Below are 12382 nucleotides of genomic sequence, written 5' to 3'. Positions count from 1 at the left end.
AATAAATTGTTAAAGAGCAGTGCCGCTTCGCTTTTTCTCAGCGGCGCGGGGTTTGCATAATACACTTTCCCGCTACAGAGTCAAGCATTTATTTTTGCTTTCTCTGTCGGAATTCTCAGGAGAACCCCGCTGACCCGGCGGCGTGTTTGCCGTTGTTCCGTGTCAGTGGTGGCGCATTATAGGGAGTTATTCCGGCCTGACAAGAGGAAATTTAAAATAATTTTCTGACCGCGCATTTTTTATTCTTTATGCTTATTTCAGCGTCGGTTTGTCGGTTAAATGGGCGATTTCTCGGGCGAAATTCGCCACCTGCTCCCAATCGGTATAGACAACTTCTTTGCGCGTATCCGTTTCACCGCCTGACATCTTCATAATCAGCTTGAGCATAAAACGGTCGTACCAGCGATAACGTGGGTAACGCAGCGCCCCGGCAATGACCGCGCAGCGATCGGGACGCCATTGCGAGTTCATCAGAAACTTCCGCGCGTAGCTGTTGGTCTGTGGAGTACGCTTCTCCGGTTTGCGCGCCACCAGGTTTACGGAATAAAAGGCGCTCGGCATCGAATTCAGTCGCGTCGCATGTTTTTTGACAAATTCCTGGAACGCAGAGTGGTAGTGACCATAGCGAATAGAAGCACCAATGACCACACGGTCATAGTTTTCCCATTGTGGTTCTTCAATGCGGTGCACATTGGCGACATCCGTCTGGATCCCCAGTTCTTTCAGTTCCGAAGCCAGGTAGGAGGCAATCTCGCGCGTTTGTCCGTCCCTTGTTGAGAAAAGAATTAATGTTTTCACGTATTACTCCATCATTCACGCCAGAAAGTCGGGGTAAAGAGCACCAGCAATGTAAAGACCTCGAGACGACCAAACAGCATGTTGGCAATCAGGATCCATTTAGCCACCGGGTTCATACTGGTAAAGTTATCAGCAACCACGCCAAGCCCTGGCCCCAGGTTATTCAATGTCGCAACAACTGAGGCAAAGGCAGAAAAATCATCCACGCCCGTGGCGATAATCGCCAGCATACTGACAATAAACACCAATGCATAGGCGGAGAAAAATCCCCAAACGGCTTCGAGGATACGTTCCGGCAGTGCGCGATTCCCCAGCTTAATGCTATAGACGGCGTTCGGATGCACCAGTCGTTTCAGCTCACGGTTCCCCTGCTTAAACAGCAGCAGGATGCGGATCACTTTCAGGCCACCGCCCGTTGACCCGGCGCAACCGCCGATAAAAGCTGAACATAAAAGCAGTACCGGCAAAAAGAGCGGCCAGCGGGCAATGCTGTCAGTCGTAAACCCGGCGGTTGTCGCCATCGATACCACCTGGAAAAACGCCTGGTTAATTGTCATCAGCGCCGAACTGTAGACATTATGAAACCACAGTACGAGTGTACAAATAACCACCAGCGTAAACTGTACGCCGATAAACATGCGAAATTCCGGATCGCGCCAATAAACCTTCAGACTACGCCCACTTAACAGTGAAAAGTGCAGACCGTAGTTACAGCCGGAGATCAGCAGGAAGATAGCAATGATAGTGTTAATAGTCGGACTGTCGAAATAACCGATACTGGCATCATGTGTCGAGAAGCCGCCAATAGCGATAGTCGCAAAGCTATGGCCGATGGCATCAAAGGCATCCATTCCGGCAAACCACAACGCCAGCGCACAGGCGACGGTCAGCAAGACATAAATCAACCACAGAGTTTTCGCCGTTTCCGCAATTCGCGGGCGCATTTTGTTATCTTTCAGCGGGCCGGGCATTTCTGCGCGATAGAGCTGCATCCCACCCACGCCGAGGATAGGCAGTATCGCAACCGCTAACACGATGATCCCCATCCCGCCAAACCATTGCAGCATCTGGCGATAAAAGAGGATGGCATGAGGGAGCGAATCCAGCCCCACCAGCGTAGTGGCCCCGGTGGTGGTCAGGCCAGAGAAAGATTCAAAAAACGCATCGGTAATCGTGAGGTTCGGGCTTTCCGAGAAGATAAAAGGGAGCGCACCGCCACTACCCAGCACGGTCCAAAACAGCACCACTATCAGAAATCCCTCACGGGATTTCAGTTCGCCCTTCTCTTTGCGGTTCGGCCACCACAGCATAGAGCCAATGGCGAGGGCGACAAAAAAGGTCTGGGTAAAAGCGCGGCCCGCTCCATCCCGGTAGATGAGTGCTACCAGCCCAGGGATAATCATGGTCCCTGAAAATAAGATGACCAGTAGTCCAACGATTCGGGTAATGGCGCGAAAATGCATCTCTGCCGCTTCCTTAGTTCTGCAAAACGAAGTGGGGATTATTCTTCAATCGCTAACAATTGCAATGAACCACGGCTAAAATCCGCCAGCTTTGCGGAAAATTCAGCCACTTTCGCCGCCGGAAGCGCCACCCGCAGCAGAACGAATGCCTGATAATCACTGTTGATAATTTTGCCGTCACACTGCCCCAGCAACGCTTCAATGCCGGTTAACTGACTATATTCACATTGCAAAGTATATTCGGTTAATGGCGTCTTGCGTTGGGTCGTTAGCTGGCGCAGCGCCTGATTCACGCCGCCGCCATACGCTTTCACTAACCCACCGGTGCCAAGCAATATGCCGCCGTAGTAGCGCACTACCACAGCGGTAATTTCCCCGACGCCGCTGCCCATTAGCTGGGCGAGCATCGGTTTACCTGCCGTTCCCGCCGGCTCCCCGTCGTCAGAGAAACCCAGCTGTTGAGAATCATCCGGCGCACCCGCCACCCACGCCACGCAATGGTGGCGGGCATCGGGGTGTTCTGCCCGCACCGATTCAACAAACGCTTTCGCCGCCTCAACGCCATCGGTATGCGCCAACATCGTTATGAAGCGGCTCTTTTTGATCTCTTCAACGACCGTGACCGGTGCCGCAGGAATTAACCAGCTTTCCATCACGCCAGTTTCAGATCCCGGGTCATGTTTTCCACGTTGTTTTCGTGGATCACCACGTTGTCTTCGATACGAATGCCGCCGAACGGTTTCAGTGCTTCAATTTTCTGCCAGTTGAAGTGCTTGCTGAACTGCCCTTCACGCCACGGTGCCAGAAGCGATTCAATGAAGTAGATACCCGGTTCGATGGTTAACACCATGCCCGGCTGGAGAATACGGGTGCAGCGCAGGTACGGATATTTTGCCGGTGCCGCGAGGTGTGTACCGCTATCATCCTGCATAAAACCGGCGACGTCATGCACCTGCAGGCCCAGCGGATGGCCAATACCGTGCGGCATAAACGGTCCGGTGAGATCGTTTTCGACCATCGCTTCTTCACTCATATCGGTGATGATTTGATGTTTACGCAGCAGTTTGGCGATGCGCTGATGGAACTGGATGTGGTAATCCACATAGCTGACGCCTGCTTTCATGGTGGCGATCAGCGCCAGTTGTTCATCATTTACGTCTTTCACCAGCTGTGCGTAGTCGTTGTCGCTTTTTGCCGACCAGGTACGGGTCAGGTCAGCCGCATAGCCGTTATATTCGGCCCCGGCATCCAGCAGGAAGCTGCGCATCTCTTCCGGTGCCTGGTGGTCCAGTTTGGTGTAATGCAACACCGCAGCGTGTTCGTTAAGCGCCACAATGTTGCTGTAAGGTACGTCGGTATCACGATGACCGGTCGCGGTCAGATAGGCAATATTGATATCGAACTCGCTCATGCCAGAACGGAACGCTTCTTCTGCCGCACGATGACCATTGACCGCCATTTTCTGCGCTTCACGCATACAGGCCAGTTCGTACTCGGTTTTGAAGGAGCGGTAATAATGCAGGTAGTCGATCACCCCTTTCGGGTTGATGTTGCTGGCCTCAATACCCAGTTGCAGCGCACGTTCCGGCACCGGACCGATATAACCGATATTGCCGCGCGCAGCAGGCAGCAGGCTACCAATGCCATCGGCTTTCGCCAGCGCGATCACTTCCATATCTTCAGTCCAGAAGGAGGTCGGCAGCGGTTCGACGTTGTGCCAGTAATCAACCGGCAGATAGAACCACAGTTTCGGCTTGTTCACGCCATCCACCAGCAACCAGCAGTTTGGCACCTGAGTTACCGGCACCCACGCTTTGAATTGCGGGTTCACTTTAAACGGATAGGGATGATCGTCGAGAAAAACGTTGAACAGCTCGCCGGAGTGAATAAGTAATGCATCCAGCTTGAAGCGCGCCAGCGCATCGCGAGTCCGTTCTTGTAAGGTAGCTATATGATTTTTATAGAGCGAGGCCAGTGATTCCATTTTTTACCCTTCTGTTTTTTTGACCTTAAGTCTCCGCATCTTAGCACATCGTTCATCCAGAGCGTGATTTCTGCCGAGCGTGATCAGATCGGCATTTCTTTAATCTTTTATTTGCATATTTTTAACACAAAACACACACTCCGATGCATCTGGTACGACCAGATCACCTTGCGGATTCAGGAGGCTGACATGCTTTACAAAGGCGACACCCTGTACCTTGACTGGCTGGAAGATGGCATTGCCGAACTGGTATTTGATGCCCCAGGTTCAGTTAATAAACTCGACACTGCGACCGTCGCCAGCCTCGGCGAGGCCATCGGCGTGCTGGAACAGCAATCAGATCTAAAAGGGCTGCTGCTGCGTTCGAACAAAGCAGCCTTTATCGTCGGTGCTGATATCACCGAATTTTTGTCCCTGTTCCTCGTTCCTGAAGAACAGTTAAGTCAGTGGCTGCACTTTGCCAATAGCGTGTTTAATCGCCTGGAAGATCTGCCGGTGCCGACCATTGCTGCCGTCAACGGCTATGCGCTGGGTGGTGGCTGCGAATGCGTGCTGGCGACCGATTATCGTCTGGCGACGCCGGATCTGCGCATCGGTCTGCCGGAAACCAAACTGGGCATCATGCCGGGCTTTGGCGGTTCTGTACGTATGCCACGTATGCTGGGCGCTGACAGTGCACTGGAAATCATTGCCGCCGGTAAAGATGTCGGCGCGGATCAGGCGCTGAAAATCGGTCTGGTGGATGGCGTAGTCAAAGCAGAAAAACTGATTGAAGGGGCGATGGCGATTTTACGCCAGGCCATTAACGGCGACCTCGACTGGAAAGCGAAACGTCAGCCGAAGCTGGAACCGCTAAAACTGAGCAAGATTGAAGCCACCATGAGCTTCACCATCGCTAAAGGAATGGTCGCGCAAACGGCGGGGAAACATTATCCGGCCCCCATCACCGCAGTAAAAACCATTGAAGCTGCGGCCCGTTTTGGTCGTGAAGAAGTCTTAAATCTGGAAAACAAAAGTTTTGTCCCGCTGGCGCATACCAACGAAGCTCGCGCACTGGTCGGCATTTTCCTTAACGATCAATATGTAAAAGGCAAAGCGAAGAAACTCACCAAAGACGTTGAAACCCCGAAACAGGCTGCTGTGCTGGGCGCAGGCATCATGGGTGGCGGTATCGCTTACCAGTCCGCGTGGAAAGGCGTGCCGGTTGTCATGAAAGATATCAACGACAAGTCGTTAACCCTCGGCATGACCGAAGCCGCGAAACTGCTGAACAAGCAGCTTGAGCGCGGCAAGATCGATGGTCTGAAACTGGCTGGCGTGATCTCCACGATCCACCCAACGCTCGACTACGCCGGATTTGACCGCGTGGATATTGTGGTAGAAGCGGTTGTTGAAAACCCGAAAGTGAAAAAAGCCGTACTGGCAGAAACCGAACAAAAAGTACGCCAGGATACCGTGCTGGCGTCTAACACTTCAACCATTCCTATCAGCGAACTGGCCAACGCGCTGGAACGCCCGGAAAACTTCTGCGGGATGCACTTCTTTAACCCGGTCCACCGAATGCCGTTGGTAGAAATTATTCGCGGCGAGAAAAGCTCCGACGAAACCATCGCGAAAGTTGTCGCCTGGGCGAGCAAGATGGGCAAGACGCCGATTGTGGTTAACGACTGCCCCGGCTTCTTTGTTAACCGCGTGCTGTTCCCGTATTTCGCCGGTTTCAGCCAGCTGCTGCGCGACGGCGCGGATTTCCGCAAGATCGACAAAGTGATGGAAAAACAGTTTGGCTGACCGATGGGCCCGGCATATCTGCTGGACGTTGTGGGCATTGATACCGCGCATCACGCTCAGGCTGTCATGGCAGCAGGCTTCCCGCAGCGGATGCAGAAAGATTACCGCGATGCCATCGACGCGCTGTTTGATGCCAACCGCTTTGGTCAGAAGAACGGCCTCGGTTTCTGGCGTTATAAAGAAGACAGCAAAGGTAAGCCGAAGAAAGAAGAAGACGCCGCCGTTGAAGACCTGCTGGCAGAAGTGAGCCAACCGAAGCGCGATTTCAGCGAAGAAGAGATTATCGCCCGCATGATGATCCCGATGGTCAACGAAGTGGTGCGCTGTCTGGAAGAGGGCATTATCGCCACTCCGGCGGAAGCGGATATGGCGCTGGTCTACGGCCTGGGCTTCCCTCCGTTCCACGGCGGCGCGTTCCGCTGGCTGGACACCCTCGGTAGCGCAAAATACCTCGATATGGCACAGCAATATCAGCACCTCGGCCCGCTGTATGAAGTGCCGGAAGGTCTGCGTAATAAAGCGCGTCATAACGAACCGTACTATCCTCCGGTTGAGCCAGCCCGTCCGGTTGGCGACCTGAAAACGGCTTAAGGAGTCACAATGGAACAGGTTGTCATTGTCGATGCAATTCGCACCCCGATGGGCCGTTCGAAGGGCGGTGCTTTTCGTAACGTGCGTGCGGAAGATCTCTCCGCTCATTTAATGCGTAGCCTGCTGGCGCGTAACCCGGCGCTGGAAGCGGCGGCCCTCGACGATATTTACTGGGGTTGTGTGCAACAGACGCTGGAGCAGGGTTTTAACATCGCCCGTAACGCGGCGCTGCTGGCAGAAGTGCCGCACTCTGTCCCGGCGGTTACCGTCAATCGCTTGTGTGGTTCATCCATGCAGGCACTGCATGACGCAGCACGAATGATCATGACTGGCGATGCGCAGGCATGTCTGGTTGGCGGCGTGGAGCATATGGGCCATGTGCCGATGAGTCACGGCGTCGATTTTCACCCCGGCCTGAGCCGCAATGTCGCCAAAGCGGCGGGCATGATGGGCTTAACGGCAGAAATGCTGGCGCGTATGCACGGTATCAGCCGTGAAATGCAGGATGTCTTTGCCGCGCGGTCACACGCCCGCACCTGGGCCGCCACGCAGTCGGCCGCATTTAAAAATGAAATCATCCCAACTGGTGGTCACGATGCCGACGGCGTCCTGAAGCAGTTTAATTACGACGAAGTGATTCGCCCGGAAACCACCGTGGAAGCCCTCGCCACGCTGCGTCCGGCGTTTGATCCAGTAAACGGTACGGTAACGGCGGGCACATCTTCTGCACTTTCCGATGGCGCAGCTGCCATGCTGGTGATGAGTGAAAGCCGCGCCCATGAATTAGGTCTTAAGCCGCGCGCTCGTGTGCGTTCGATGGCGGTCGTTGGTTGTGACCCATCGATTATGGGTTACGGCCCGGTTCCGGCCTCGAAGCTGGCGCTGAAAAAAGCGGGGCTTTCTGCCAGCGATATCGGCGTGTTTGAGATGAACGAAGCCTTTGCCGCGCAGATCCTGCCGTGCATTAAAGATCTCGGGCTAATGGAGCAGATTGACGAGAAGATCAACCTCAATGGTGGTGCGATCGCGCTGGGTCATCCGCTGGGTTGTTCCGGTGCGCGTATCAGCACCACGCTGCTGAATCTGATGGAACGCAAAGACGTTCAGTTTGGTCTGGCGACGATGTGTATCGGTCTGGGTCAGGGTATTGCGACGGTGTTTGAGCGGGTTTAACCACTTGCCGGATGCGACATAGATCTAAATGCCACTGAATAAAGTTTTAGTTGCCGTTCTTCCCGCCTGTCAGGGGCGGGTTTTTTATATCTCAGATAAATGCAAACGCATCGCCAAACAGGCGATCTTCCCGCGCATTACGCTCACTACAAAACAGGTCACGGGCAATTTTCGCCATCTCAAAACGTCCGGCAATATAGATATCATGCTCTGCCAGCGTACCATGATCCTGCAATACCGCCGTTAACACGGTACCAGTACGCCCACGCCAGCCTGCTTCCGGTTGTTCAACCACCGGCACCACTTGCAGACTAGGGTGCTTTAACGAAAGCGCCTCAAGCTCGCAGAGATCATACAGATGCTGCTCTTCACGCCCGCCCCAGTAAATGGTGATATCACGGTTTGGGTTACGCGCCAACGCTGTCAGCAAAATCGAGCGGGCATAAGAGAACCCGGTGCCGCCCGCAATCAAAATCATCGGACGCTCTTCATCATCGCGCAGCCACGCTTCTCCGTGGGGAATGTCGACCACGATTTGATGATCTTTGAGGATGCGGTCCATGACTGCTTTCGCGTAAAGGTTGATTTCAGAAGCGCCAATATGCAGCTCGATAAACCCTTTTTCATCCGGCGTCGAGGCCATTGAGAACGGACGTTTGTCGCGCTCATCCATCACTACCATCAAATACTGACCAGCACGAAAAGAAAAGGCCGCGTCTGGCACGATGCGGACACGATATACGGTATCCGTGATAGCTTCTACCGAGGTCACTTTACAGCTTAAGGTTGTCATGCGCTTTCTCTGTCGGATCGATAAATAGGGCAAAACAAACGCGCATCAGGCGCTTTTACCGTTGTTAAAAATAGCCAGTTCATCCCAGATGGCGTCAATATGCGCGACAACATCTGGATCTTTTTTGATGGGACGTCCCCATTCACGCTGGGTTTCCCCCGGCCATTTATTCGTGGCATCCAGCCCCATTTTTGAACCCAGCCCGGAGACAGGCGAGGCAAAATCCAGATAATCAATAGGCGTATTTTCTACCAGAACAGTATCCCGCGCCGGGTCCATACGGGTGGTAATCGCCCAAATCACATCGTTCCAGTCGCGTGCGTTGACGTCATCATCGCAAACGATCACAAATTTAGTGTACATAAACTGGCGTAAGAACGACCAGACGCCCATCATGACGCGCTTCGCGTGTCCGGCGTACTGTTTTTTGATCGTCACTACCGCCAGACGATAAGAACAGCCTTCCGGCGGCAGGTAAAAATCGACAATTTCCGGGAACTGTTTTTGCAGAATCGGTACAAACACTTCGTTCAACGCCACGCCCAGTACCGCGGGCTCATCTGGCGGACGCCCGGTATAGGTGGAATGGTAAATCGCATCTTCACGCTGGGTAATATGCGTCACGGTAAACACCGGGAAACTATCGACTTCATTATAGTAACCTGTGTGGTCACCATACGGCCCTTCCGGCGCCATCTCACCAGGATCGATATACCCTTCCAGGACGATTTCGGCACTGGCTGGCACTTCGAGGTCATTGGAAATACACTTTACTACTTCGGTTTTGGTGCCGCGTAGCAATCCGGCAAACGCATACTCTGAAAGCGTATCCGGAACGGGGGTGACTGCACCGAGAATCGTGGCAGGATCGGCACCCAGCGCCACAGAAACCGGGAAACGTTCTCCCGGATGCGCCGCACACCACTCCTGATAATCCAGCGCGCCGCCGCGATGCGACAGCCAGCGCATAATCAGTTTGTTTTTACCAATCAGCTGCTGGCGATAAATGCCCAGATTCTGCCGCTCTTTATGCGGGCCGCGCGTTACGGTCAGCCCCCAGGTAATCAGCGGCGCGGCATCTTCCGGCCAGCAGGTCATAATGGGAATGCGATTGAGATCGACGTCATCGCCAGAGACGATTTTTTGTTGGCAGGGCGCACCACGCAGTCGCTTTGTCGGCATGTTTAACACCTGCTTAAACTGCGGCAGTTTATCAAACAGGTCGCGGAAACCTTTTGGCGGCTCCGGCTCTTTCAGAAACGCCAATAATTTACCAATTTCACGCAGCGCCGAAACATCTTCCTGCCCCATGCCCATCGCCACGCGCTTTGGCGTACCGAACAGGTTGCACAGCACCGGCATTGAGTAGCCTTTAGGGTTTTCGAACAACAGCGCAGGCCCACCAGCACGCAGAGTGCGGTCAGCAATTTCAGTGATTTCCAGATGCGGATCCACCGGGAGCGTGATACGTTTTAGCTCACCCTGCTGTTCAAGCAGCGTCAGGAAGTCGCGTAAATCGTTATATTTCATGGCGTCCATTGTAGCCTCTTAATCTGCGCCCATTATACGGCGTTCATCTTTGCAATGCTGTAAATTTGTTAAATTAGCGTGAACTCTGACGGTATAACGCAAACCGGGGAATATAATTAACTTAGCGTAAAGCTTTTGCTATCCTTGCGCCCCGATTAAACGGATAAGAGTCATTATGCAATCCTGGTATTTACTGTACTGCAAGCGCGGGCAACTTCAACGTGCCCAGGAACACCTTGAGAGACAGGCGGTTAATTGCCTCGCTCCGATGATCACCCTGGAAAAAATCGTACGGGGTAAACGTACCGCAGTCAGTGAACCGTTATTCCCTAACTACCTGTTTGTGGAATTTGATCCAGAAGTGATTCATACCACGACCATCAGCGCTACGCGTGGCGTCAGCCACTTTGTGCGTTTTGGCGCGTCGCCAGCGATAGTCCCATCGGCGGTGATTCATCAGCTATCGGTATATAAACCGAAAGACATTGTCGATCCGGCCCCCCCTTATCCGGGTGATAAGGTGATTATTACCGAAGGCGCGTTCGAAGGCTTTCAGGCCATTTTCACCGAACCCGATGGTGAGGCTCGCTCCATGCTATTGCTTAATCTTATTAATAAAGAGATTAAGCACAGTGTGAAGAACACCGAGTTCCGCAAACTCTAAAACGCAATCCCAAACAGTGTTTTGACATTGGCATCCGTGGTGGCAGCCAGCCATGCGGCATCTTCTCCACGCCAGTGCGCAATACGTTGCAAAATATGGGGCAGATGGGCTGGCTCGTTGCGCCGGGATGATGGCTTTGGCGTGAGATCGCGCGGGAGCAGATACGGCGCATCTGTTTCGATCAGCAATTTCTCCGCCGGAATCAACGGCAACAATTCCCGCAGCTCCAGCCCGCGTCGTTCATCGCAAACCCAACCGGTAATGCCGATATAAATTCCACGCGCCACGCACGCCTGCATCTCTTCGCGTGTGCCGGTAAAGCAATGAAGAACCGCACCAGGCAGTTTATCCAGCCACGGCTCCAGCAATGTCATAAACCGCTCGTGGGCATCGCGACAGTGCATAAATACCGGCATGTTTAATTCTGCGGCAATGCGTAGCTGAGCAACAAAAGCGCGTTCCTGCTCTTCCGGCGTCGAAAAGTTGCGGTTAAAGTCGAGACCACATTCACCAATCGCCACCACTTCTGGCTGCGCGGCCAGCTCAATAATCGCTTCTTCAGTCGCAGCTTGCCACTGGCTGCTGTCGTGAGGATGTACGCCCGCCGTTGACCAACAGGACGAATACTGACGCGCCAGCTTTTGCGCCTGCTGGCTTTCACGCAGGTTAGTGCCGGTGATGAGTAGCCCATTAACTCCCGCGTCAAAAGCGCGCGCTACAACATCATCACGGTCTTTCGCAAATTGCGAACTGGTCAAATTAACGCCGATATCAAACATCCTGTACTCCATATGACAACCGCCCTGACGGGCGGTTGAATTTATTCTTCAGTTTTTTCGCTTTCTGCTTCAGCGTCGTTTTCCTCTTCCCGATTTCGCCCTTTACCAACGTAAAAGCGTGAGAAGAAGACACCGATTTCAAACAGACAGTACATCGGGATCGCCAATAGCGTTTGCGAGAAGACATCCGGCGGCGTCAGCAACATCCCGACAACGAATGCACCAACCAGCACATACGGGCGTTTTTTGCGTAAGTCTTCTGGCGAGGTAATCCCCATCCAGCACAGCAGCACAATTGCCACCGGCACTTCAAAGGAGACACCAAACGCCATAAACAGCGCCATAACGAAGCTTAAATAGCTGGCGATGTCGGTGGATACCTGCACCCCTTCCGGCGCGGTATTGGCAAGGAAGCCAAATGCCAGCGGAAAGACCACAAAGTAGGCGAATGCCATGCCGATATAAAACAGCAGAGAGCTGGAAACCAGCAGCGGCACCACCAGGCGACGTTCATGCTTATACAGCGCTGGGGCGATAAATGCCCACACCTGATAGAGAATCACCGGCGCTGACAGAATCAGCGACACCATAAAGGTCAGCTTGATCGGCGTAAAGAACGGCGAGGCCACGTCGGTGGCGATCATCGTTGAACCTTGCGGCAACTGCTTGATCAATGGCGCGGATACCAGGTGATAGATGTCATTGGCGAAATAGACCAGACACAGGAATATCACGATCACCGCGATAATGCAGTTCAGCAGACGCTTACGCAGCTCAATCAGATGCGTGATAAGCGGTTGAGTATCTTCTACAGACATG

Annotated in this window: 10 protein-coding genes and 1 pseudogene; 3 read left to right on the top strand and 8 right to left on the bottom strand. The window is 53.4% G+C overall.

Annotated features, from left to right (window positions below; translation table 11 throughout):
- Positions 1–252 precede the first annotated feature (252 nt).
- The 4 genes from hemG to pepQ are packed head-to-tail and all read right to left on the bottom strand — an operon-like array spanning position 253 to position 4245.
- A complete protein-coding gene (gene hemG, locus ACUU1M_RS08215; RefSeq protein WP_000853972.1) occupies positions 253–798 on the bottom strand; it encodes a menaquinone-dependent protoporphyrinogen IX dehydrogenase in 546 nt (181 codons plus the stop codon).
- Positions 799–809: 11 nt separating this feature from the next.
- The gene (gene trkH, locus ACUU1M_RS08210) at positions 810–2261 is read right to left on the bottom strand and encodes a Trk system potassium transporter TrkH (RefSeq protein ID WP_000545662.1); all 1452 of its coding nucleotides are present in this window, start codon (positions 2259–2261) and stop codon (positions 810–812) included.
- A 38-nt stretch (positions 2262–2299) separates the two neighbouring features.
- Positions 2300–2914: an IMPACT family protein gene (locus ACUU1M_RS08205; RefSeq protein ID WP_001296979.1), complete on the bottom strand. Its 615-nt coding sequence runs from the start codon at positions 2912–2914 to the stop codon at positions 2300–2302.
- On the bottom strand, positions 2914–4245 hold the full coding sequence (pepQ, locus tag ACUU1M_RS08200; RefSeq protein WP_000444552.1) for a Xaa-Pro dipeptidase: 1332 nt from the start codon (positions 4243–4245) through the stop codon (positions 2914–2916). Before pepQ ends, ACUU1M_RS08205 begins: the two co-directional genes overlap by 1 nt.
- A gap of 189 nt (positions 4246–4434) precedes the next feature.
- Here pepQ and fadB point away from each other — a divergent pair.
- Positions 4435–6624 (top strand): annotated as a pseudogene (gene fadB / locus ACUU1M_RS08195) (fatty acid oxidation complex subunit alpha FadB).
- Positions 6625–6633: 9 nt separating this feature from the next.
- Entirely contained in the window at positions 6634–7797 is a 1164-nt protein-coding gene (fadA, locus tag ACUU1M_RS08190; RefSeq protein ID WP_000438755.1) for an acetyl-CoA C-acyltransferase FadA, read from the top strand.
- A 91-nt stretch (positions 7798–7888) separates the two neighbouring features.
- Here the strand turns inward: fadA and fre are convergent, their stop codons facing one another.
- Together fre and ubiD are read right to left on the bottom strand one after the other, a co-directional pair.
- Positions 7889–8590, bottom strand: a complete 702-nt coding sequence (gene fre, locus ACUU1M_RS08185) for an NAD(P)H-flavin reductase (protein WP_001531112.1) — start codon at positions 8588–8590, stop codon at positions 7889–7891.
- Positions 8591–8635: 45 nt separating this feature from the next.
- Complete coding sequence (ubiD, locus tag ACUU1M_RS08180; RefSeq protein ID WP_000339777.1) at positions 8636–10129, bottom strand: 4-hydroxy-3-polyprenylbenzoate decarboxylase; 1494 nt, start codon at positions 10127–10129, stop codon at positions 8636–8638.
- Positions 10130–10295: 166 nt separating this feature from the next.
- Here ubiD and rfaH point away from each other — a divergent pair, with 166 nt between their 5' ends.
- Complete coding sequence (gene rfaH, locus ACUU1M_RS08175; RefSeq protein ID WP_001192403.1) at positions 10296–10784, top strand: transcription/translation regulatory transformer protein RfaH; 489 nt, start codon at positions 10296–10298, stop codon at positions 10782–10784.
- Here the strand turns inward: rfaH and tatD are convergent.
- Positions 10781–11563, bottom strand: a complete 783-nt coding sequence (tatD, locus tag ACUU1M_RS08170) for a 3'-5' ssDNA/RNA exonuclease TatD (RefSeq protein ID WP_001299486.1) — start codon at positions 11561–11563, stop codon at positions 10781–10783. The genes rfaH and tatD overlap by 4 nt on opposite strands.
- A gap of 41 nt (positions 11564–11604) precedes the next feature.
- A complete protein-coding gene (gene tatC / locus ACUU1M_RS08165; RefSeq protein ID WP_000109943.1) occupies positions 11605–12381 on the bottom strand; it encodes a Sec-independent protein translocase subunit TatC in 777 nt (258 codons plus the stop codon).
- Position 12382: the final 1 nt, after the last annotated feature.

The organism is Shigella sp. SIG6, assembly GCF_053555815.1.
The sequence above is the reverse complement of the archived record's forward strand: the minus strand, read 5'-3'. Positions and strand labels throughout refer to the sequence as shown.